The 20,904-nt window shown below is 72.8% G+C and carries 20 protein-coding genes; 11 read left to right on the top strand and 9 right to left on the bottom strand.

What is annotated here, in order from left to right:
- Window positions 1–83: 83 nt before the first annotated feature.
- Window positions 84–1,493 carry an amidohydrolase family protein gene (locus HQQ85_RS14020; protein WP_173183157.1) on the bottom strand — a complete coding sequence of 470 codons (1,410 nt, stop codon included), beginning with the start codon at window positions 1,491–1,493 and terminating at the stop codon, window positions 84–86.
- Window positions 1,494–1,587: 94 nt separating this feature from the next.
- Here HQQ85_RS14020 and HQQ85_RS14015 point away from each other — a divergent pair, with 94 nt between their 5' ends.
- The 4 genes from HQQ85_RS14015 to HQQ85_RS14000 all read left to right on the top strand — a co-directional run bounded on the left by HQQ85_RS14015 (window position 1,588) and on the right by HQQ85_RS14000 (window position 5,349).
- Window positions 1,588–2,274: a histidine phosphatase family protein gene (locus HQQ85_RS14015; RefSeq protein WP_173183156.1), complete on the top strand. Its 687-nt coding sequence runs from the start codon at window positions 1,588–1,590 to the stop codon at window positions 2,272–2,274.
- A complete protein-coding gene (locus HQQ85_RS14010) occupies window positions 2,271–3,464 on the top strand; it encodes an acyl-CoA dehydrogenase family protein (protein WP_173183155.1) in 1,194 nt (397 codons plus the stop codon). The genes HQQ85_RS14015 and HQQ85_RS14010 overlap by 4 nt, the downstream gene beginning before the upstream one ends.
- 123 nt (window positions 3,465–3,587) lie before the next feature.
- Window positions 3,588–4,058: a hypothetical protein gene (locus HQQ85_RS14005; RefSeq protein WP_173182973.1), complete on the top strand. Its 471-nt coding sequence runs from the start codon at window positions 3,588–3,590 to the stop codon at window positions 4,056–4,058.
- Between the two features lie 148 nt (window positions 4,059–4,206).
- Window positions 4,207–5,349, top strand: coding sequence for a VIT1/CCC1 transporter family protein (locus HQQ85_RS14000; protein WP_173183154.1), 1,143 nt, complete (start codon window positions 4,207–4,209; stop codon window positions 5,347–5,349).
- Between the two features lie 32 nt (window positions 5,350–5,381).
- Here HQQ85_RS14000 and HQQ85_RS13995 read toward each other — a convergent pair whose 3' ends face one another.
- On the bottom strand, window positions 5,382–5,957 hold the full coding sequence (locus HQQ85_RS13995; protein ID WP_173183153.1) for an acireductone dioxygenase: 576 nt from the start codon (window positions 5,955–5,957) through the stop codon (window positions 5,382–5,384).
- 169 nt (window positions 5,958–6,126) lie between these two features.
- On the opposite strand from HQQ85_RS13995, the gene HQQ85_RS13990 reads away from it, so the two are divergent.
- From HQQ85_RS13990 to mtnK, 4 genes are all read left to right on the top strand, one after another.
- Window positions 6,127–7,224 carry a substrate-binding domain-containing protein gene (locus HQQ85_RS13990; protein WP_173183152.1) on the top strand — a complete coding sequence of 366 codons (1,098 nt, stop codon included), beginning with the start codon at window positions 6,127–6,129 and terminating at the stop codon, window positions 7,222–7,224.
- Window positions 7,221–8,972, top strand: a complete 1,752-nt coding sequence (locus HQQ85_RS13985; protein ID WP_216851752.1) for a sugar ABC transporter ATP-binding protein — start codon at window positions 7,221–7,223, stop codon at window positions 8,970–8,972. The genes HQQ85_RS13990 and HQQ85_RS13985 overlap by 4 nt, the downstream gene beginning before the upstream one ends.
- Window positions 8,969–10,039: an ABC transporter permease gene (locus tag HQQ85_RS13980; protein ID WP_173183151.1), complete on the top strand. Its 1,071-nt coding sequence runs from the start codon at window positions 8,969–8,971 to the stop codon at window positions 10,037–10,039. Before HQQ85_RS13985 ends, HQQ85_RS13980 begins: the two co-directional genes overlap by 4 nt.
- 116 nt (window positions 10,040–10,155) lie before the next feature.
- Complete coding sequence (gene mtnK, locus HQQ85_RS13975; RefSeq protein ID WP_173183150.1) at window positions 10,156–11,394, top strand: S-methyl-5-thioribose kinase; 1,239 nt, start codon at window positions 10,156–10,158, stop codon at window positions 11,392–11,394.
- A 60-nt stretch (window positions 11,395–11,454) separates the two neighbouring features.
- Here mtnK and HQQ85_RS13970 read toward each other — a convergent pair whose 3' ends face one another.
- A complete protein-coding gene (locus HQQ85_RS13970) occupies window positions 11,455–12,249 on the bottom strand; it encodes an SDR family NAD(P)-dependent oxidoreductase (RefSeq protein ID WP_173183149.1) in 795 nt (264 codons plus the stop codon).
- 104 nt (window positions 12,250–12,353) lie between these two features.
- Between HQQ85_RS13970 and HQQ85_RS13965 the strand changes: the two genes are divergently transcribed.
- Both HQQ85_RS13965 and HQQ85_RS13960 read left to right on the top strand, forming a co-directional pair.
- A complete protein-coding gene (locus HQQ85_RS13965) occupies window positions 12,354–13,271 on the top strand; it encodes an aminotransferase class IV (protein WP_173183148.1) in 918 nt (305 codons plus the stop codon).
- A 70-nt stretch (window positions 13,272–13,341) separates the two neighbouring features.
- Complete coding sequence (locus HQQ85_RS13960) at window positions 13,342–14,586, top strand: low temperature requirement protein A (RefSeq protein ID WP_173183919.1); 1,245 nt, start codon at window positions 13,342–13,344, stop codon at window positions 14,584–14,586.
- Window positions 14,587–14,688: 102 nt separating this feature from the next.
- Here HQQ85_RS13960 and HQQ85_RS13955 read toward each other — a convergent pair whose 3' ends face one another.
- Window positions 14,689–14,967, bottom strand: a complete 279-nt coding sequence (locus HQQ85_RS13955; protein ID WP_173183147.1) for a GlsB/YeaQ/YmgE family stress response membrane protein — start codon at window positions 14,965–14,967, stop codon at window positions 14,689–14,691.
- Between the two features lie 201 nt (window positions 14,968–15,168).
- Between HQQ85_RS13955 and HQQ85_RS13950 the strand changes: the two genes are divergently transcribed.
- A complete protein-coding gene (locus tag HQQ85_RS13950; protein WP_173183918.1) occupies window positions 15,169–15,762 on the top strand; it encodes a response regulator transcription factor in 594 nt (197 codons plus the stop codon).
- 52 nt (window positions 15,763–15,814) lie between these two features.
- On the opposite strand, the gene mtnB is transcribed toward HQQ85_RS13950, so the two are convergent.
- From mtnB to HQQ85_RS13925, 5 genes are all read right to left on the bottom strand, one after another.
- The gene (gene mtnB / locus HQQ85_RS13945) at window positions 15,815–16,561 is read right to left on the bottom strand and encodes a methylthioribulose 1-phosphate dehydratase (protein ID WP_371741912.1); all 747 of its coding nucleotides are present in this window, start codon (window positions 16,559–16,561) and stop codon (window positions 15,815–15,817) included.
- Complete coding sequence (gene mtnC, locus HQQ85_RS13940; protein WP_371741911.1) at window positions 16,558–17,307, bottom strand: acireductone synthase; 750 nt, start codon at window positions 17,305–17,307, stop codon at window positions 16,558–16,560. Before mtnC ends, mtnB begins: the two co-directional genes overlap by 4 nt.
- Before the next feature lie 101 nt (window positions 17,308–17,408).
- Window positions 17,409–18,575, bottom strand: a complete 1,167-nt coding sequence (locus HQQ85_RS13935) for a phosphotransferase (RefSeq protein WP_173183146.1) — start codon at window positions 18,573–18,575, stop codon at window positions 17,409–17,411.
- The gene (locus HQQ85_RS13930) at window positions 18,572–19,732 is read right to left on the bottom strand and encodes a methylthioribose-1-phosphate isomerase (RefSeq protein ID WP_173183145.1); all 1,161 of its coding nucleotides are present in this window, start codon (window positions 19,730–19,732) and stop codon (window positions 18,572–18,574) included. The genes HQQ85_RS13935 and HQQ85_RS13930 overlap by 4 nt, the downstream gene beginning before the upstream one ends.
- A gap of 64 nt (window positions 19,733–19,796) precedes the next feature.
- On the bottom strand, window positions 19,797–20,873 hold the full coding sequence (locus HQQ85_RS13925; protein WP_173183144.1) for an aminotransferase class V-fold PLP-dependent enzyme: 1,077 nt from the start codon (window positions 20,871–20,873) through the stop codon (window positions 19,797–19,799).
- Window positions 20,874–20,904 lie beyond the last annotated feature (31 nt).

Here is a 20,904-nt window from a genome sequence, read left to right as displayed (position 1 = left end):
TCGGAGCGTATCCCCCTTTTTTGTACCGGGTCCAGCAAACTCGCGGTGTTCTCAGGAGCCGTTCGCGTCGAGGTCCGGATGCGCTACCAGGCCAGTCGCTCGGTGCTCCTCGAGGCCGACCTCGATGCCACCTCCCGAACCCGCGAGTGCAGCTCGGCCGAGGCCCGTGCGGCGAGCGGATTGGTGCTGACACCGTCCTCCGACACGAGCTGCCCGCCGACGTAGACGCGCTTGAGGTTGCGCAGCCCGCAGGCGAACGCATAGTGCGCGTGCACGTCCCAGACGGGCCCGGTGTCGGGGCTCGACGGGTCGACGAGGAGGAGGTCGGCGAACTTGCCGACCTCGAGGGAGCCGACGCGGTCGGCGACGCCGAGCGCCTCGGCCGAGCCCAGCGTGTGCATCCGGAGCATCTCGCGGGGCATCAGCACCGATGCCTCCTGGTTGACGGCCCGCTGCGTGTAGACGCCGATGCGCACGTTCTGGAACGGGTCGCTGACGTCGGTGCAGGACTGGTCGTCGAGCCCCACCCCGATCGGCATGCCGAGCTCGCGGTAGCGCGGGATGTCGGCGACGCCCGAGCCGAGCCGCCCGTTCGAGGTGGGCTGCCAGACCATGCCGGCGCCCTTCTGGGCTGCGACCCGCGCCATGTAGGTGTCGGGGTGCACGAAGTGGCCGAACAGGAAGCCGGGACGCAGCGCTCCCGCCTCCTCGTACCAGCGGAACTTCTCGCGCTGCTGATCCAGCGCCTCGCTCGTCTCGAGGAAGTGGGCCTGGTTGCCGATCCCGTGCTCGTCCATGGCGCGCACCTCGTCGCGGGCGGCCTGGGCGCTCGCCGACCACTGCACCGCTCCGAAGACGGATGCCCCGAGCGACAGCTCGGGCGGCACCGACGCCTCGAGGTACCGCACGGCGCGGGCGAAGGCGTCGAAGGCCTCCTCGGCCGGCTGGAACTCGCTGTCGAGACGGATGGCGTTCATCGTGCGGAGCCCCGCGTCCCGGGCCGCGTCGAACTGGCGGTGCAGGTAGCCCTCGGGCCGGATCGCGTAGATCTCGCGCCGGTCGGTGTCGGCGTCGTACTTGCCGACGACCCGGGAGTCGGTGAAGTTGTAGGCGCTCGTCACCCCGTTGCCGAGGAAGTCGAGGCAGCCGTGCAGGGTGAACCAGTACACGTCCTCCTCGTCGGCGCCGGCGATGAAGGTGCTCTGCTCGCCGACCCAGCCGTAGAGCGGTTCGCCCGGGGTCATGCCGCGCATCCCGCTCGTGAAGATGTGGCTGTGCGCCGAGACGAAGCCGGGCGCGAGGAACGCCCCCTTCGCGTCGAGCACCTCGCCCGAGCCGATCGACTCGCGCTCGGGCGGCAGCGCGCCCTCGCCCATCGCCTCGATGCGGCCGTCGGCCCCGACGGCGAGCCAGCCGCGGAACCAGCCCGTTCCGTCGGCCAGCGGGATGACGACGGCGTTCACGATGGTCAGGAGGGTGCCGGCTTCGCTCATGACGCCATGATGCCCCGCCCGGATTGCGGCCATGTTTCGGGCGCTAGCCTTGACGGGGCGTCTCCGCCCGCCCTCTCGTCGAAGGACCTCTGCCATGACCCACCCCGCAGCCCTCCCGCCCGACCACCCCGATGCGGGCGAGACCTTCAAGCACGCCGCGCGCGGTACCGCTCCCCAGGTCGTCCTGGTGCGGCACGGCGAGACGGAGTGGAGCCTCGACGGCCGCCACACGGGCAGCACCGACATCCCCCTCACCGCCCGGGGCGAGGAGCAGGCGGCCGCCGTCGCCCGCGTGCTCGCCGGCCGCCGCTTCGGCCTCGTGGTCTCGAGCCCCCGCCGTCGCGCCGTCGAGACCGCCGCGATCGTCGGCTACCCGGATGCGGAGACCGATGCCGATCTCGTCGAGTGGGACTACGGCGCCTACGAGGGCCTGACCAGCCCGCAGATCTCCGAGGCCTACGGCGACGACTGGAACCTCTGGCGCGACGGCGTGCAGCCGACCCCGGAGGGCGTCGGCGAGCAGGCGGCCGACCTGCTGCGGCGCAACCAGGCGATCATCCGCCGCGCCCACCTCACGCTCAACCGCGGCGAGGACGTGCTGCTGTTCTCGCACGGCCACTACCTGCGCACCCTCGCCGCCACCTGGATCGGGGCCCCGATCAGCACCGGCGAGTACCTCGTGCTCGACACCGCGGCGCTCTGCGTGCTCGGCTTCGAGCACGGCAACCAGGTTCTGCGCCAGTGGAACCGCTCGCCGTGGCAGGAGGAGCAGCAGCGATGAGCCCCCGCACCATCACGTCGGCGCCCGCGCTGATCGACGCGTTCGGCGCGCTCGCGTCCGAGTTCGCCGCGGTGGCGGTCGAACGCGACGCCGAGGGCACGGCACCGTTCGCCGAGGTCGAGCGACTGCGGGCCACGGGGGCCCTGCCCGCGCTGGTGCCGGCCGAGCTCGGCGGTGGCGGGCTGGGCTGGCGGTCGGTGTTCGAGGCGCTGCGGCCGGTCATCCGCGCCGATGCCGGGCTCGGGCACGTCTTCGCGTACCACTACGTCAACTCGTGGCGGGTGCAGTTGAACGAGAACCGAGCGGCCATCGAGGGCCTGCAGCGCGGGCTCGCCGCGAACCACTGGTTCTGGGGCGGCGCCGGCAACCCGCGGGACGCCGGGCTCGAGCTCACCCCGGCCGCCGGCGGCTTCACCGTCTCGGGTCGCAAGTTCTTCGCCACCGGCGCCCAGGTGGCCGACCGCGTCACCGCCTCGGCGACCCGCGTCGACACGGGGGAGAAGCTCGCCATCGTGATCGACGCCCGGCAGCCCGAGGTCGTGCACCATGACGACTGGGCGAACATCGGCCAGCGGCTCTCCGCCTCGGGCTCGGTGTCGTTCGAGGCCGCCTTCGTGCCCGACGCGCACGTGCTCGGCGTCGGCGAGCAGGCCGGGGAGGCGTACCGGCCCTACGCCTCGCTGTCGATCCTGCTGTTCCAGGTGGCGCTCGACCACCTGCACGTGGGGCTGGCCGAGGGGGCGCTGGCCGCGGCGGCCTCGTACGTCGCCACGAGCACCCGGCCCTGGTCGACGTCCTCCGTCTCCCGGGCCGTCGACGACCCGTACATCCGGGAGCTGATCGGCGAGCTGACCGCGCAGACGAGGGCGGCGGATGCTCTGACCTGGCGCGCCACGGACGCCCTCGTCGAGGCGGCCGACCGCGGCTGGGCCCTCACCGACGCCGAGCGCGGCGAGGTCGCCGTGGAGATCGCGGCGGCCAAGGTCGTCTCTACGAAAACCGTGCTCGACGTGACCTCGCGGCTGTTCGAGCTCACCGGGGCGCGGGCCACCGGCGAGTCGTACGGCTTCGACCGGTTCTGGCGGAACGCCCGCACGATCACGTTGCACGACCCCGTGGCGTACAAGGCGCAGGAGGTCGGCGACCACGCGCTGCAGGGGCTGTTCCCGACGCCGTCGGGGTACAGCTAGGTCGCGGTCGCGGTACAGCCAGGGGTTGCGGTCGCAGCTCGGTCGTGGGGGTTGCGGTCGGCGCTCAGGGTGGTGGGCTGGGAGCTCGGGGCGGTGACCGGCCGCCCGGCAAGGAGCGGAACCATGACTGACAGCATCACGCCCGAGGGCTCCTCGGAAGGCGCCCTGGCCGACGAGGGCTTCTCGGGCCGGGTCGCCTCGGAGGGGAACGGCATCGAGACAACGCCCGCCGAGACGCAGCTGCCCGATTCCGACACGGTGAGCGACACCGTGCTGGCCGACGCGATGGCCAAGGAGACGGTGACGAACGACGCGGTGGCCGGCGAGACGGTGCTGCCCGACGGGCCGACCGAGGCCGAGGACGACCGCGAGGGACGCGACTACGGGCAGGGCGACGCCGACGAGCTGCTGCCCGAGGGCGCCGGAACGGGCGCGATCGCGGGCGAGACCGCGCTGCCGTCGGGGCTCGACGGGGACACGGAGGGCGAGGCGCAGCCCGACCCGACCATCCCGCCGGGGCCGGACGCCGCGACCGACGCCTCGGAGCCCGTCGGGGAGTCCGACCCGCTCGACCTGCGCGACGAGGACAACTAGCCCCGCGCCTCGGCGTCACCGAGCAGGGCGGGCGCGTCGCGCATCCGCTCGGCCGGGTGTGTCGGCTCGGCGTTTCGGGGGCTCGAAATACTGGGAAAGACGGTGATCGGGCGGGGAGGGCGACGAGCGGCTGCCAGACTTGTCGCCTGTGATCAGTACGCCCTCCCCCGCCTCGCCGAGCCCGGCCGAACTCCGCCGCTGGCGCCAGTACCTCGCTGACGAACGGGCCGAGGCCCGTGTCTACCGCGAGCTGGCGCAGCGCAAGACCGGGTCGGAGCGCGAGATCCTCGATGCGCTCGCCGACGCCGAGGGGCGGCACGAGGAGCACTGGCTGGAGCTGCTCGGCGACGACGTCGGCAAGCCGCGGCGGGCCGACTTCCGCACCCGGCTGCTCGCCGTGTTCGCGCGCCGCTTCGGGTCGGTGTTCGTGCTCGCGCTGATGCAGCGGGCCGAGGCGCGCTCCCCGTATGAGACCGACGACGACGCCACCGCGGCGATGGCGGCCGACGAGCGCATCCACGGTGAGGTCGTGCGCAGTCTCGCGGCCCGCGGTCGGAGCCGGCTCTCTGGCACGTTCCGCGCGGCCGTCTTCGGCGCGAACGACGGCCTCGTGTCGAACCTCGCCCTCGTGCTCGGCATCGGCGCGACCGGCGTCTCGAGCACCGTCGTGCTGGCCACGGGTGTCGCCGGGCTGCTGGCCGGTGCGCTGTCGATGGGCGCCGGGGAATTCGTCTCGGTGCGGTCGCAGCGGGAGCTGCTCGCCGCCTCGACTCCCGACCCCGACGCGCACACCGCGGTGCCGAAGCTCGACGTCGACGCGAACGAGCTGGCGCTGGTCTACCGGGCGCGCGGGATGAGTTCGGCCGATGCCGCGGCGAAGGCCGCCGACGTATTCGGGGGGCTGTCGACGACGACCTCGGCGATCCGCATCCAGCGGGCGGGGGATGCCGGGGTGACGGCGCCGACGGTGACTCCCGATTCAATCGACTCCGACGGCGACGAGCACGAGGAGATCGGCACCGCCTGGCAGGCCGCGATCTCGTCGTTCTGCTTCTTCGCGTCGGGGGCGGTCATCCCGGTGCTGCCCTACCTGTTCGGGCTCTCGGGGATCGTCGCCGTCGTCATCGCGTCGGTGCTGGTCGGGCTGGCTCTGCTCGGCACGGGCGCCGTCGTGGGGCTGCTCTCGGGCGGGCCGCCGCTGCGCCGGGCGCTGCGGCAGCTCGCCATCGGGTTCGGCGCGGCCGCGGTGACCTATGTACTGGGGCTGGCGTTCGGGGCGACCCAGTCCTGAGCCGCCCCGCGTCTCGGCCCCGTCTTCTCAGCTCAGGCGGGGACGGAGGCCAGTTCGTCGTAGGTGGCGAACTGCGTGGCGACGTCGCTGCCGGTGAAGTGACCGACCCAGCCGTCGTCGTCGTGGAAGAAGCGCACCGAGACGTAGTCGGGGTTCGTGCCCATGTCGAACCAGTGCGTCGTGTCCTTCGGAACCGACAGCAGGTCGCCGGCCTCGCAGAACACGGCGTGCACCTTGCCCTGCGCGTGCAGGTAGAAGACGCCGGAGCCGCGGGCGAAGAAGCGGTCCTCGTCGTCGTCGTGCTGGTGCTCGCTGAGGAACTTCTGGCGTGCCTCGGCGGCCTGCGCCCGGTACTCGTCGGTGTCGGCGGGGGTGATCGAGACGACGTCGACCAGCGTGTAGCCGTGGTCGGCGTTCACACCGGCGATCTCGTCGCGGTAGAGCTCGAGCACCTCCTCCTGGGTGGGCTCGGCCGAGAGCTGCTTGAGCTCCCAGCGGCTGAACCGGGCGTTCAGCCCGGCGAGCACCTCATGGATGGTGTCGAAGTCGCGCGTCTGCAGCGCGGGAGTGGTGGGGTCGGTGTCGTTCCACACGGTCAGCAGGGTCATGCCCTCATCGTAATCCCGCTCGCCCAGCGTCTCCTCCTGCACATCCGTCGCACAGGCGCGAAACGGTAACAGAGCGCAACACGATTCGTCGCGGGGCTCGCCCGAGGTCTTGAATCGAGCTGCACTCACACCCACCGCACCCCTCTTCCTCGTCCCGAAGGAGCACTCCATGGCCATTCTCCAGAGAGCCGCAGCCGTCACGGCCCTCGCCGCCGCCGGCCTCCTCGTCCTCTCCGGCTGCGCGCAGTCGAGCACGTCGTCCGAGACCGCCGCCGACTCCTCGGCCGCGCCCACCGCCTCGGCCGCCCTGCCCTCGCCCTTCGACGGCGACCCGGTCACCGTCGCCCTCGTGCGCCAGAGCGGCGCCGGCGACTTCTTCGAGGCCTGGGGCGCCGGAGCCGCCGCCCAGGCCGAGTTCGCCAACATCGACCTCCAGGTCACCGACGCCCGCAACGACAACGCCAAGCAGGCCAGCGACCTCGAGCAGGCCATCGCCGCCAAGCCCGACGCGATCATCGTCGACCACGGCCAGACCGACACCATCCAGCCGCTCATCACGAAGGCCGTCGACGCGGGCATCCCCGTCATCGTCTACGACCTGGCGCTCACCGACACCGAGGGCGTCATCACCACGAGCCAGTCCGACGCCTCGATGGCCGAGGGTGTGCTGAAGCAGCTCGTCGCCGACGTCGGCCAGGGCGCGAAGGTTGGCTACGTCTCGGCCACCGGCTTCGCGCCGCTCGACCGCCGGGCCGAGGTGTGGAACCAGGTGGTGACCGACAACGACCTCGACGTCGTGTTCTCGACGGGCAAGGTCTCCGAGTCGACCGCCACCGACAACATCCCGCTGGTCGACGCGGCGCTCAAGCAGAACCCCGACGTCAAGGCGATCTTCGCCCCCTATGACGAGATCACGAAGGGCGCCGTGCAGGCGGTCATCCAGAACAACCTGCAGAGCTCGGTGAAGGTCTACGGCATCGACATCTCGAACGCCGACCTCGAGGTCATCACGGCCGACGGCAGCCCCTGGGTCGCCACTTCGGCCACCGACCCCGCCGCCGTCGGCGCCGGTGTCGTGCGCGCCCTCGCCCTCAGCCTCGCCGGTCAGCTCGACGAGACTGACGTGCAGTTCCCCGCCATCACCATCACGCAGGACTTCCTGGCCGAGAACAAGGTCACGAACGTCAAGGAGCTGCGCACCGCCGAGCCCTCGCTGGCGCTCGACGACGTGGTCGTGGCGGATTGGCTGCCTGCGGTCTCCGAATGACCGACTCCCGCTCTGAACACCCCGGGGGGCACGACGCCGTCGTGTCCCCCGTCGGGGTTCCCGCGGCGGTGCCCGTCGTGGATGCTCCGGACGCCGTCGTGTCGCTCAGCGGCGTCTCGGTGGCGTACGGGTCGAACGTCGTGCTGCAGGGCGTCGACCTCGCCTTCGGCGCCGGCGAGATCACCGCGCTGCTCGGGGCCAACGGCGCCGGCAAGTCGACGCTGATCAAGGCGCTCTCGGGCGCGAACGCCCGCTACGGCGGCGAGATCCGCATCGGCGGCGAGCCGGTGCACCTCTCCTCGCCCGTGCAGGCCAGGCAGCTCGGCATCTCGACCGTGCACCAGAAGGTCGCCGACGGTATCGTCCCCGGGCTCTCGGTGGCCGAGAACCTCACGCTCGACGACCTCGCGCAGGCGTCCAGGCATCCGCTGCGCCGTCGCCGCCAGGCCCTCGCCGACGCCCGGGCCGCGCTCAGCACGCTCGGCCTCGACTGGAGCGACTCGGTGCTCGAGCGCGACGCGGCCACGCTGCCCATCTCCGACGCGCAGCTGCTCGTGCTCGCGCGGGCGCTCCGCAGCACCCCGCGCCTGCTCATCCTCGACGAGCCCACCTCCGCGCTCACCGCAGCCGAGGCCGAGCGCCTGTTCGGCGTGCTGCGGGCGCTGCGGGCGCAGGGGCTGTCGATCGTCTACGTGTCGCACCGCTTCGGTGAGATCGAGGCGCTGGCCGATCGCGTCGTCGTACTGCGCGACGGTCTCGTGCAGTCGGTCTCGGCCCGGCCCTTCGCCTGGCACGAGCTGCTGCACGACATGCTCGGCCGGCAGACCGCACTCGACCACGACCGAGGCACGTCCGCCCGGGGAACGGATGCGGTGGCCCGCCTCGAGGGCGTCGTCGCGCTGCCCGACGCCCCGCCCATCGACCTCGAGATCCGACGCGGGGAGGTGCTCGGAGTTCTCGGCCTGATCGGTGCCGGCAAGACCGAGCTCGCCGAGCTGCTGGGCGGCCTCGCGCAGCCGCTCGCCGGCACCCTCACGCTGGAGGGGGCCCCGTATGCGCCGAAACGGCCGTCCGACGCCATCCGCGCCGGGGTCGTGCTGGTGCCGGAGGATCGGCAGAAGCAGGGCATCCTGCCGGGCTGGTCGGTGCTGCGGAACATCACGCTGCCGTTCCTCGCCGAGTCGAGTGCGATCGGCCTGCTCCGCCGTCGCTCGGAGCGGTCACGCGCCGACACGGTGATCGACACGCTCTCGGTCGTCACCGCCGGGCCCGACGCGCTGATCGACGACCTCTCGGGGGGCAACCAGCAGAAGGTCGTCGTGGGCCGCTGGCTCTCGGCGGCGCCCAAGCTCGCGCTGCTCGACGAGCCGTTCCGCGGCGTCGACATCGCGGCCCGCCGCGAGATCGGCACCCGCCTCGCGGCCATCGCCGCCGACGGCGCCGCCGCGGTCGTCTTCTCGAGCGACGTCGACGAGATCCTCGAGGTGGCCGACCGCATCGTCGTCCTCGTCGCGGGCCGCATCGAGCTCGACCGCTACGCCGACGACGTCGACCGCCCCACGATCATCCACGCCTTCCTCGGCGAAACCGCCCCGGCCCCCGCCGATCCCGCCCCCGCCGATCCAGCGGCCGCTCGTGCCACCTCCACCGATCCCGCGGCCACCCCGGCGACCTCGGCCACCCCCGCTGACGCGGGCGCCCCCACTTCCTCCACCCCCGAGTCCCGCCCCGAAAGGACTTCCTCATGAGCAGCACCGCCACGGCCCCGCCCACCCGGCCGGCCGCACGCACCAGGTCGACGGCCGAGCGCGTCTCGGGCGTCGTCGTGAAGTGGGGCTTCGTCGCCGTGACGGCGCTGCTGATCCTGTTCTTCGTGGTGTCCGAGCCGAACTTCCGCACCGTCGACAACGTGTTCGGCATGCTCAAGTTCATCGCCCCCACCGCGATCGCGGGCCTCGGTGTGATGCTCGCCATGACCGTCGGGGGCATCGACCTCTCGGTCGGCGCCTCGGCCGGCTTCGCCGTCTCCATCGCGGCCTGGACCATGGTCATCGCCAACCAGGTCGGCGGCGTCGCCGTCTCGGTCGTGCTGGTCTGCGGGCTGCTGATCGGGGCACTGAACGCGTTCCTGATCGTGGTGGCGCGCATCCCCGACCTGCTCGCGACGCTGACCACGATGTTCGTCATCGTCGGCCTCAAGCTGATCATCGTCGACGGCAAGTCGATCTCGTCGCAGATGACCCTCTCGAACGGCACGACCGCGCCCGGCAAGTTCACCGCCGACTTCCTCTGGCTCGACCGGGGTTCGATCGGCCCGGTGCCGATCCCCGTGATCCTGTTCCTGCTGATCACCGTGCTGCTCTGGTTCCTGCTCGAGCGCACCCGCTGGGGCCGCGCCCTCTTCGCCGTCGGCACCAACGCCGAGGCGGCGCGGCTCTCGGGCATCCGGGTGCAGTGGTACCGCACCGCCGCCTACATGGGCTGCGGCCTGCTCGCCTCGGTCGCCGGCCTGCTGCTGGCCGCCCGCATCGGGCAGGGCGACGTCACGGCGGGCAACTCGCTGCTGCTCGACGCGGTCGCGGTCGCGCTGGTGGGCGTGAGCGTGCTCGGCATCGGCCGGCCGAACGCCTGGGGCACCGCGCTCGGGGCCGTGCTGATCGCCGTGATGGTGACCGGCTTCACCATGGCCGGCCTGCCCTACTACGCTCAGGACTTCGGCAAGGGCATCGTCCTGCTCGTCGCCCTGTTGTTCAGCTTCACCTTCTCCCGTCGCCGCACCGTCGTCACGGCCGGCTCCACCACCAGCTCCGCCTGACCTGGCGCCCGCCTCCGCACCAGCACCAGCACCAGCACCAGCACCAGCACCAGCACCAGCACCAGCCGACCACCCGCACCGCCTCCGTCCGAACCCACCGCACGACCAGGACCACGATGACCGACTTCACCCAGCTCACCGCCGACACCGTCGCCGCCTACCTCGCGAGCCGCCGCGCCCTCGCCGCCGTGATCGACGCCGACCGCATCGCGTCGGTGCGGGAGGTCGGCGACGGCAACCTCAACCTCGTCTTCATCGTCGAGGACGCGGGCGGAGCATCCGTCGTTCTGAAGCAGTCGCTGCCCCACGTGCGCACCGACCCGTCGTGGCCGATGACCCGCGAGCGCTCGGCGCGCGAGGCCACCGTGCTGGGCGAGCACCAGCGCGCCGACGCCGAGCACGTGCCGGCGCTCTACGACTTCGACCACGAGCACTACGTGCTGGCGATCGAGAACCTGTCCGACCACCGGGTCTGGCGCAACGAGCTGAACGCGGGGCGCGTCCACGAGTACGCGGCCGACGCGATCGGCGCCTACGTGGCCCGCACCGCCTTCGCGACCTCACCGCTCGGCCTCGACCCGCTCGAGCACAAGGCCCTCGTCGCCCGCGCCGTGAACCCCGAACTCGCGCAGATCACCGAAGACCTCGTCTTCACCGAGCCGTACATCGACCACCCGCACAACGCGGTGCTGCCCGCGAACGAGCCCGACGTGGCCGCCCTGCGGGCCGACCGGGCGCTGCGGCGCGAGATGGGGCTGGCGAAGTTCCGCTTCATGACGACCGCGCAGTCGCTGATCCACGGCGACCTGCACACCGGCTCGGTGTTCGTACGGCCGGCGGGCGGTTTCGAGAAGGCGACGGATGCTCCCGCCTCCGTGCGCGCGTTCGACAGCGAGTTCGGCTTCGTGGGCCCGACGGGGTTCGACCTCGGCGCTCTCTGGGCGAACCTGATCCTCGCGGCGGCCCGCGCGGAGGCCCTCGGCGAACCGGATCGCGCCGAGCTCGTGCTCTCGCTCCCCGGCCGACTCTGGGGCGCCTTCGAGCGCGAGTACCGCGCGCTCTGGCCCGAGCGGCTCGACCCGCGGGTGTGGGGCGACGAGGTGCTCGAGCATCTGCTGGCGGGCATCCGCGACGATGCGGCGGTCTTCGCGGCGGCGAAGGCGATCCGGCGCATCGTGGGCTTCGCGAAGGCGAGCGACATCGAGACCCTGCCGCCTGCCGAGCGCGAGGGCGCCGCCCGCGGCGTGCTGCAGGCCGGCCGCTCGCTCGCCCTCACCCGCCACGGCATCGCCGACGTCGAGGCCCTGGCGGCCGAGTCCCTCGCGACCCTCCGCGCGACCGGCACCCCGCGCTAGCCGCGGCCCTCCGCGCCGACACCGCTGCCAGCGCGTCAGGCCCCTCCGCGCATCCGCCCCCTAGGGCACGATCGAGTTGACGTAGCCGCCGTCGACCCGCACCGCGCCACCCGTCGTCGCCGAGGCGAGCGGCGACGCCAGGTACACCACGAGGTTCGCGATCTCGACCGGCTCGATCAACCGCTGCAGCAGCGACTGCGGCCGGTGCACGCGCATGAACTCGCGCTGCGCCTCGTCCCAGTCGAGATCCTTCGACACGAGCTGGTAGACGAAGTCCTCGACGCCGCCGGTGTGCGTCGGCCCCGCGATCACCGAGTTCACCGTCACGCCCGTGCCCGCCGCCGCCTTCGCGAACCCCCGCGACACCGCGAGCAACGCCGTCTTCGACACCCCGTAGTGGATCATCTCGGCCGGGATCACCAGCGCCGAGTCGCTCGCGATGTCGAGCACCCGCCCCCAGCCCTTCTCGATCATGCCCGGCAGGTAATGCCTGATCAGCCGCACCGCCGTCATCACGTTCGTGTCGAAGTACCGGCGCCACTCCTCGTCGGAGATCTCCAGCGCCGGCGCCTCCCCGAAGATGCCGAGGTTGTTCACCAGAACGTCCACGGCGGGCACCCGCTCGAGCAGCCGGGCCGTGCCCTCGTCGCTCGTGATGTCGGCATCGACCCCCGAGATCGTGGCGTCCGGATGCTCGCCCCGCAGCCTCTCGACCGCCTCCGCCACGCGCTCCGCCGATCGCCCGTTCACGACGACGTCCGCCCCGGCCGCGGCCAGCCCCTGGGCGATGGCGAAGCCGATGCCCGAGGTGCTGCCGGTGACGAGGGCGGTCTTCGAACTCAGGTCGATTCTCATGCGACCATCCTGTTGCGTTGCTCCGCTGAACGGTAGTCGTGGGTGAGACTGTCAGGGGCCCCGACGAACGGATGCGCGGCCCGCACGACACGAGGAGCCCCACCATGACCGAAGCGACGACCGTGCCGAACGACGACGTGGTGGTGTTCCTGCCGGGCGGCGGCCGCGCATCCGCTGCGCTGGTCGCGGTGCCCCAGGCGGAGGCCGAGGTGAACGTGGCCGACCTCGCGGTGACCCGCGGCGACGGCGTGTTCGAGTCGATCGGCGTCGTGGCCGGGCGGCCGCTCGAGCTGCCCCGCCACCTCACCCGGCTGGCGCACTCGGCCGAGCTGCTCGAGCTGCCGGCGCCCGACCTCGCGGCCTTCGAGGCGGCGGTGCAGGCGGCCCTCGCCGCGCACGAGCCGGCCCCCGAGCTGCTGGTCAAGCTGTTCCACAGCCGAGGCGTCGAGACACCGGCGCACACGGTCGACGGTCCGACGGGCTGGGTTCAGGTGCTCTCGGGCGCCGACCACACGGCCGCCCGGCGCGACGGCGTGCGGGTCGCGCTGCTCGACCGCGGCTACCGCAGCGACATCGCGCAGACCGCGCCGTGGCTGCTGCAGGGCGCCAAGACGCTGTCCTACGCGCTGAACAAGGCGGCGCTCCGCGAGGCCGCCCGCCGCGGCGCCGACGACGTCGTGTTCGTCTCGACCGACGGGGTGCTGCTGGAGGGCCCGACGGCGAACGTGGTCGTGCGGCACGGCGACGTGTTCCGCACCCCGCGCACCGACCTCGGGATCCTGGCCGGCACGACGCAGGCCGCCTTCTTCGACACCGTACGCGCCCGCGGCTTCACCGCCGAGGAGGCTGTGCTCACGCCCGACGACCTGGCGACCGCTGATGCGGCCTGGCTCTGCTCGAGCGGACGCCTGCTGGCGCCCATCCGCTCGCTCGACGGCGCGCCGCTGCCGGTCGACGCCGACTTCACGGCCGGTGTGCTGGCGGAGGCCTTCGGCCTGGAGGCCTTCGGCCTGGAGGCCTGACCCGCCCCGCCGACGCGACGCGCCCGAGTAGTGCGACGGCCCCGCCATCTGCCACCATGTCCTCGTGAGCATGACGGGGACCCTCGCCCACCACCTCAGACGGATGACCGGCCGCGACCCGGCCGAGGCTCACCGCGCCGCCACCCCGCTCGAGCTGCTGTTCGACCTCGCCTTCGTGGTGGCGTTCAGCCAGGCGAGCAGCGGGCTCGCGCACTACCTCGCCGAGGGGCACATCGGCTCGGCGATCATGGGCTTCGCCTTCGTCATGTTCGCCACCGGGTGGGCCTGGATCAACTTCTCCTGGTTCGCCTCGGCCTACGACACCGACGACTGGTTCTACCGGCTCACCACCCTCGTGCAGATGATCGGCGTCGTGGTGCTCACCCTGGGCATCCCGCCGTTATTCCACTCGATCGACGAGGGCCACTACCTCGACAACGGCGTGCTCGTCGCCGGCTACGTGGTGATGCGGGTCGCGATGATCGCGCAGTGGCTGCGGGTCGCCCGGCAGGACCCGGCGCGCCGCCGCACCGCGCTCACCTACGCCCTGTGGGTCACCGTTGCGCAGGTGGGCTGGGTGGCACTCGCCATCGCCCACACCGCCCTCGCACTGACGATCGTGATCGCCCTCGTGCTCTGGGCCGTCGAACTCGTCGGGCCGTGGCTCGCCGAGCGCCGGGTGCACGAGGGCGGCACTCCCTGGCACGCCCACCACATCGCCGAGCGGTACGGGCTGCTGACGATCATCGCGCTGGGCGAGGGCGTGTTCGGCACGGTGACGGCGGTCTCGGCCGTGATCGAGCACCAGGGCTGGACGGTGGAGGCCGTGCTGCTCGTCACGGCGGGCATCGGGCTGACGTTCGGTCTCTGGTGGTCGTACTTCCTCATGCCCGCCGGGCGCATCCTGGCCAAGCACCGCCATCGCGGCTTCGGCTGGGGCTACGGGCACCTGCTGCTGTTCGCGGCGATCACCGCCACCGGGGCGGGCCTCCACGTCGCCGCCTACGAGCTGGAGGGCGAAGCGGAACTCGGCACGGTCGGGGCGGTGCTCACGGTCGCGATCCCGGTGCTGGTGCTCTGCCTGACGATCTTCGCGCTCTACGACTACCTGGTGCAGGCGATCGACCCGTTCCACTTCGGCCTGATCGCCGGAACCGTGGCCCTGCTCGTGGCGTCGGTGCTGGCGGCGGCGGCCGGGGCGTCGATGGGCACGAGCCTCATCCTGATTACGCTGTCGCCGTTCGTGGTGGTCGTCGGCTACGAGCTCGTCGGCCACCGGCACGAGGCGGCCGCGCTCGCGCGCCAGCTGGACTGACCAGGCGGCCGGGATCCCGCGTCGGCCCGCCTCATCGGACGGCCGGAAACGCCGAAGGCCCTCCCCCGAAGGGAAGGGCCGTCGGCCGGGCAGGACGTGCGCTCAGCGGCGCGCGGTGCTGCGCCCGGCGAAGCGGGTCCAGATCAGCAGCACCACGATGGCGCCGATGATCGAGCCGATGATGCCGGCGGGCTGGAAGAAGCCGTCCATCGGGTCGTGCTGGAAGATCAGGAAGCCGAGGAAGCCCCCGACGAAGGAGCCGATGACGCCCAGCAGGATGGTCATCGGGATGGAGATGTTCTGCCGCCCGGGGACGATCAGACGGGCGAGTGCGCCGGCGATGAGGCCGATCACGAGGAGGCTGATGATGAGTCCGAGCATGATGTCTTCCTTCGTTCGTGCGCCCGGTTCTGAGCGACTCCGTTCAGCGAACCACCCCCCGAGGTGGGCCGGGACACCCCTAGGGGTGGTCTTCGGAACCCGCAGCGGGGGTAGGTTCAGAACGTGACCGAGACGACGAAGCAGCCCATCCGCGTGGCCCTCGTCGACGACTACGACGTCGTGCTCACGGGCCTCGCGCACATGTTCGACCGCTACCGCGACCGCATCGTCATCTGCGAGATCGACGCGAACGCCGAGCTCAGCGACCAGGTCGACATCGTGCTCTACGACTCCTTCGCCCAGCCCGAGTCCGATCGGCAGGAGCTCGCCGCCCTCGTGAAGAACCCGCGGGCGAGCCGCGTGGTCGTCTACACCTGGAACTTCCAGCCCGAGCTCGTCGAGAGCGCCCGCACGCAGGGCACCCACGGCTACCTCTCGAAGACGCTGCCCGCCCGCGACCTCGTGGCCGCCCTCGAGGCCGTGCACGCGGGCGAACGCGTCGTCAGCGAACCCCCGAGCAAGCGGGTCGGCAGCGCGCCCGGCCTCGACTGGCCCGGCCGGCACGAGGGCTTCACCGAGCGCGAGTCCGAGATCCTCGCCCTGATCACGCAGGGCAAGAGCAACGCCGAGGTCGCCGCGCTCACCTACCTCAGCGTCAACACGATCAAGTCCTACATCCGCGAGATCTACCGCCGAATCGGCGCGGCCAGCCGCACGCAGGCCGTGCTCTGGGGCGTCGCCCACGGCTTCTCCCCCGACCACCACCGCATCGACCACTGGCTCGGCGGCCCCTGACGGGCCCGCGTCAGTGCGAGCGGATGCTCCGCGGCCCGGGTCGGGGGCGGGGTCAGCGGGTCGCGAGGGCGATCTGCAGGAGGGCCTCGGTGAGCTCGAGGTGCCAGCGGGCCTGGCGGAGGTCGGCGCCCCAGGCGTAGATGCCGTGCGAGGCGACGATCAGGGCCGGCACCTCGGCGAGGCCGTCGGCGGCCGGGCGGTAGACGCGCTCGAAGTCGTCGCCGAGCACGCGCATGTCCTGGTGGTTCTGCACGACCGGGATGACCACCCGCTCGCCGTGGGCGGAGTGGCCGATGCCCTTCAGCATCTCGAGGTCCTCGAGCTCGACGCCGTCGGGCCAGCGGTGGCCGGCGCGCACGGCCGCGAGGGCGTGCACGTGGATGCCGGCGCCCGCCCCCGTGACCGCCGCGATCCGGGCGTGCAGGCCCGCCTCGGCGGAGGGCTTGCGTGCGAGCCCGAGCGACGTGGTCAGTGCCGAGGAATCGGCGGCCCAGTCGCCGTGCTCGTCGACGACCACGATGTCCGACGCCGTCAGCTCGCCCTTGTCGAGGCCCGACGCGGTGACGGCGAGGCGCAGCGGGTCGCGGTCGAGCGTGACGGAGAGGTTGCCCGCGGTGCCGGGCATCCAGCCGAGGCCGGCGAAGCGGGCCGACTCGGCGGCGAGCGCGGCGCCGGCGGCCCGCAGCGAACCCGCCGAAACGCCGTGGGTCGAGACCTGGTGTGTCGAGACTCCGTGCGTCGAGACTCCGTGACCGGGGCCGCCGGCCGTCGAGGCGTCGTGGGTCGGGGCTCCGCTCACGGCGCCACGACCTCCACGTCGGCGAACGAGGTGACGACGGAGGCGGTGCCGAAGTCCGCCTCGAAGAACGGCTCCCCCTCGCGCGAGAACGCCACGACCTGCCAGCCCGCCTCGAGCGCCGCCGCGACCTCGCCGGGGTTGTCGGTGAAGAACACGAGCTCCGCGGCCGGGACGCCGAGGGCTGAGGCGATCGCGTCGTAGGAGGCGGCCTCCTTCTTCGGCCCAGCCTTGATCGTGTCGAAGTAGTCGGTGATCAGCGGCGTGAGGTCACCCTCGGGCGAGTGCCGGAACCACGGCACCTGCGACGCCACCGACCCCGACGAGAACACCGCGAGCGCGACGCCGTGCTCGTGCCAGTCGCGCAGCTTCGGGATGACGTCGTCGAAGAAGTGCGACGAGATCTCGTCCCGAGCGAAGCCCTCGGCCCAGATCTGGCCCTGGATGGTCTTCAGCGGCGTGGCCTTGACGTCCTGCTCCATCCACTCGTGCAGCACCGCGACCACGGCGTCGGTCGTGGCATCGGCCGGTAGCGAGGCGTCACGGATGACCTGCTCCCGCGCCTCGGCGATGGCCGCGTCGTCGGAGTGCTCGTCGATCCACGCCGCGAGCCGGGGCCGGGCGTAGTCGTAGAGGTCGCCGAGGATGAACCCGGCGGCGCTCGTCGTGCCCTCCAGGTCGACGACGAGGCAGCGCGCCGTCACCATCAGCGGGTCGGGGGTGGGGGCCGGCGGGTTCTCGATGGTCACGGTCGTTCCTTCGCGTCGGGGGGTCGTGGTCGGGCGGGGGTCGGTAGCGGGTCAGCGGGTCGGTAGCGGGTCAGCGGGCGGTCGGCGCGCACCCACCCGGTTCAGGATGCGGGCAGGGCCTCGCCGGTCAGCACGTGGTGCCGGGCCGCGTCGAAGAGGCGGATCGACGCCTCCCCCAGCACGCCCCCGGGCAGCGACTCGATGTCGGCGGCGTGCGAGAAGCCGACGGCGCGGCGCATCCCCTCGACCCCGGCGAAGCGCCAGGCGTCGCGCGAGATCGCGGCGAGCGACGGCGACGAGGCGCCGGCGGCGTCCCACACCTCGGCGAACGCGTCCCAGCTGGCGTCGATCGCCGAGCGCCGGGCCGCGGCGAGCGCCGGCTGCCCCACCGCGTCGGCGGCGATCGCAGCCAGCTCGAGGTTCGCCCAGAACAACCCGAGGTCCATGCCGATCGGCCCCACGAAGCTGAACTCGGGGTCGAAGACGACCACCCGCTGAGCCCCCGATGGCCGCCCGATCATCACCGATCCGGTGTGCAGGTCGCCGTGGATCAGCGCCTCGTGCCGCGTCTCGAAGTCGTGCCGGATGCTCGCGACGGCCGCGCGCATCCGCTCGTCGTCGTAGAGGGCCGCGACGCGCTCGTCGAGCGCCGGGTGCCAGTGGTTGTGCTCGTGCCGCCGGTAGGGCTCGTCGAGCACGACATCGAGTGTCATGCGGCAGAGCTCGGGGTTCGCGGCCGTCTCGACCAGCTCGGCGTGCGCGGCCGGCCCGAGCGCGGACGTCGTGGTCGACGCGGCGAGCTCGGCGACGAAGCGGCCGACCACCTCGCCGAGCCCGGCGTAGTCGATGTCGACCGCGTCGGGGCCCGAGACGACCTGGCGCACGAGGGCGTCGCGCAGCACGTCGAGGGCGCTGAGGTCCTCCATCACGAGCACGTAGCGCTCGGGATCGAACGCGACGATCGTGGGAATGGACTCGGGCACCTGCTCGGCCAGCCGCTCGTAGGTGCGGGCCTCGGACGCGATGCGCCCCGGGTCGACCGGCCAGTCGGGCCCGACGACCTGCACCCACGGCGGCGCCTGCTTCACGGCGAGGCTGCCGAGCGGGCCTCGCGCGATGAACACGCGGTTCATGTTGCCGGCGGTCACCTCATCCACCCGCACGTCCGACCCCGTCGGCGTCGCGGACACCCGCCCCAGCAGCCCGGCCCCCGCGAGGTAGCCCACCACGTCGTCCCGCCCGACGAGCAGCTCGTAGTCGGCGCTCATCGCGCACCCCCCGCGTCCGGCACCGGGGCACCCGCGCCCGCACCAGCACTCGCGGCCGCATCAGCAGAACCCGCCCCCGCGTAGTACTCCCCCACCCGCGCCGGCTCGAACGCCCCCCGGTCGGTCACGATCCGGCTGACGAACCGCGCCGGCGTCACGTCGAACGCCGGATACCAGGCGTCGGTGACGAGCGCCGAGGCCGTGCGCCGCCCGAGGGTGTGCAGCACCTCCGCGGGGTCGCGCTCCTCCACCACGATGTCGGCGGCCGTGGGGGCCTCGGCATCTGGTGCCTGCACCAGCGCGTAGAACGGCACCCCGAACGCCGACGCGGCGACCGCGAGCCCGAGCGTGCCCACCTTGTTCACGACGCTGCCGTCGAGCGAGACCCGGTCGGCCGCGGTGACGAGCGCGTCGATCGGCCCGAGCGTCGAGCCCGGCGCGAGCGCGGCGGCACCCATGCCGTCGGTGATCAGCGTGACGTGCTCGCCGAACTCCGCGAGCGTGTGCGCGGTCAGCCGGGCGCCCTGCAGGTAGGGCCGGGTTTCGGTGGCCACCCAGTCGAACCGCTTGCCGGCCTCGCGGGAGGCGCGCACGAACTCGATCAGGTACGTGTCCATCCAGCAGTGGGTCAGGATGCGCGCCCCGTCGGGCAGCAGCGCCGCCGTCTCGACGCCGAGCCGCCGACTGCGGTCACGGTAGCTCTGCGCGCCGCTCCGGGCGCTCTCGACCGCGGCCTCGACGAGGGCTGCGGTGGCGCGGGCGTCGTCGGCTCCGGATGCGCGGGCCGCCGCCAGCGCCGCGTCGACGTCGCCCAGCACCCGGTGCACGGCCTCGCGGGGGTGACCGTTGGTCGGACGGGCGCTCTCGAGCGCGAGCCCCGCCACGCGCATCCGCTCGCGCGCCGCCTCGGGACCGAGCCCGGCGACCTGCAGCGCCGTCAGCTCGAGCCCGGCGTAGGCCGCGAACAGGGGGCCGGAGCTCTGCGTGACCATGGCGCGGATGGCCTCGGCCACCTGCTCGGCGTCACCGGCCTCGACCCAGCTCACCGTCTCGGGGAACACCCGCCGGTCGAGGATGCGAACGACCCCGCCCGCGACCCGCACGGAGTCGTCGAGCGCGGGGGTGATCTCGGTGGTGATCTCGGTGCTGCTCGTCATGCCCTGCCGCCCACTGCCCGTCTCGTCGCCAACCCCCTCGAGAATACCGCTCCCGGCACCCGCGTCAGCTGTGCAGCAGTGCCGGCAGCCGGTCGAGCGTCTCGGCATCCGTGCCTGCCTGCGGTGAGAAGCGGATGCGCCCGCCCGGGTGCAGCGTCGTCGTCACCCCGGCGTCCGCGAGCCGGGCGTGCAGCCCGGCCGCCTGCTCCTCGGGCAGCCCGGCCACCACGATGCCCGCACGCTCCTCGGGCGCCCGCGGCGACAGCAGCGTCAGGCCGGCGGCGTCGATGGCCGCGATCACGCTGTCCGTCGCCGCCCGCACCCCCTCGGCGACCCGATCGGGCCCGGCCGCCTCGAACAGCTCGAGCGCCGTGGCGAAGGCGCCGGTGGCGAACGGCGAGAGGCTGGTGACCGAGTAGCGCTCCGCGCCGGGCAGCAGCGGATGCTCGCGCCCGTCGTAGGCCACAGGGTCCTCGACCCCGGTCCACCCGCCGAGCGCCGGGCCGACCGCCTCGAGGCCGCGCGGCGAGAGTGCGAGGAAGCCCGTGCCCCAGCCGGCCCGCAGCCACTTCTGGCCGCCGACGGCCAGCACGTCGGCGGCCGTCCAGTCGTTGGCGGCGGCGCCGAGGTTCTGGATGCCGTCGACGACGAGCAGCCGGTCGGGGCCGATCGCCTCGCGGAGCGCCCGCAGATCGGCACGGTAGCCGGTGCGGAAGTCCACGGCGCTCACCGCCAGCACCCGGGTGGACGGGGTGAGGGCGGCGGCGACGCGGTCGGCGGTGACCTGGACGGGCGTGCCGGTGCCCGATCCCGGGAGGGGCCGCACGCGCATCCGCCCCGCCTGCTCGGCGCGGAGCCACGGGTAGAGGTTCGCGGGGAACTCGTCGAGGCTCAGCATCACCTCGCCCCGGAGCCCCGCGGCCGCCGTCATGAGGCCCTGCGAGGTGCTCGTGGTGAGCGCGACGCCCTCAGGGTCGAAGCCCGTGAGGCGTGCCGCGGCGGCGCGTGCCCGCTCGCCGACCGCGTGGAGGGACGCCGCGGGTTCACCCCGCATCGCGGCGGCGAGGAGCTGATGCACCGTCGCCTCGACCTCCGGCGTCGGGGGTCCGTAGCTGGCGTGGTTCAGGTAGCCGGGATGCACCCGTCCATTCTGGTGCGGCCTCTATGCTGTG

This window comes from Herbiconiux sp. VKM Ac-2851 (assembly GCF_013205105.1).
GTDB classification, from domain to species: domain Bacteria; phylum Actinomycetota; class Actinomycetes; order Actinomycetales; family Microbacteriaceae; genus Herbiconiux; species Herbiconiux flava.
This window is presented reverse-complemented; position numbering and strand designations above follow the sequence as displayed.

Coding starts and splice junctions, on each gene's coding strand:
- HQQ85_RS13935 (WP_173183146.1), bottom strand. CDS start 18,575: ATGAGCGCCGACTACGAGCTGCTCGTCGGGCGGGACGACGTGGTGGGC.
- HQQ85_RS13950 (WP_173183918.1), top strand. CDS start 15,169: ATGTTCGACCGCTACCGCGACCGCATCGTCATCTGCGAGATCGACGCG.
- HQQ85_RS13980 (WP_173183151.1), top strand. CDS start 8,969: ATGAGCAGCACCGCCACGGCCCCGCCCACCCGGCCGGCCGCACGCACC.
- mtnK (WP_173183150.1), top strand. CDS start 10,156: ATGACCGACTTCACCCAGCTCACCGCCGACACCGTCGCCGCCTACCTC.
- HQQ85_RS14010 (WP_173183155.1), top strand. CDS start 2,271: ATGAGCCCCCGCACCATCACGTCGGCGCCCGCGCTGATCGACGCGTTC.
- HQQ85_RS14015 (WP_173183156.1), top strand. CDS start 1,588: ATGACCCACCCCGCAGCCCTCCCGCCCGACCACCCCGATGCGGGCGAG.
- HQQ85_RS13965 (WP_173183148.1), top strand. CDS start 12,354: ATGACCGAAGCGACGACCGTGCCGAACGACGACGTGGTGGTGTTCCTG.
- HQQ85_RS13955 (WP_173183147.1), bottom strand. CDS start 14,967: ATGCTCGGACTCATCATCAGCCTCCTCGTGATCGGCCTCATCGCCGGC.
- HQQ85_RS13930 (WP_173183145.1), bottom strand. CDS start 19,732: ATGACGAGCAGCACCGAGATCACCACCGAGATCACCCCCGCGCTCGAC.
- HQQ85_RS13960 (WP_173183919.1), top strand. CDS start 13,342: ATGACGGGGACCCTCGCCCACCACCTCAGACGGATGACCGGCCGCGAC.
- HQQ85_RS14020 (WP_173183157.1), bottom strand. CDS start 1,493: ATGAGCGAAGCCGGCACCCTCCTGACCATCGTGAACGCCGTCGTCATC.
- HQQ85_RS13970 (WP_173183149.1), bottom strand. CDS start 12,249: ATGAGAATCGACCTGAGTTCGAAGACCGCCCTCGTCACCGGCAGCACC.
- HQQ85_RS13990 (WP_173183152.1), top strand. CDS start 6,127: ATGGCCATTCTCCAGAGAGCCGCAGCCGTCACGGCCCTCGCCGCCGCC.
- HQQ85_RS14005 (WP_173182973.1), top strand. CDS start 3,588: ATGACTGACAGCATCACGCCCGAGGGCTCCTCGGAAGGCGCCCTGGCC.
- HQQ85_RS13985 (WP_216851752.1), top strand. CDS start 7,221: ATGACCGACTCCCGCTCTGAACACCCCGGGGGGCACGACGCCGTCGTG.
- HQQ85_RS13995 (WP_173183153.1), bottom strand. CDS start 5,957: ATGACCCTGCTGACCGTGTGGAACGACACCGACCCCACCACTCCCGCG.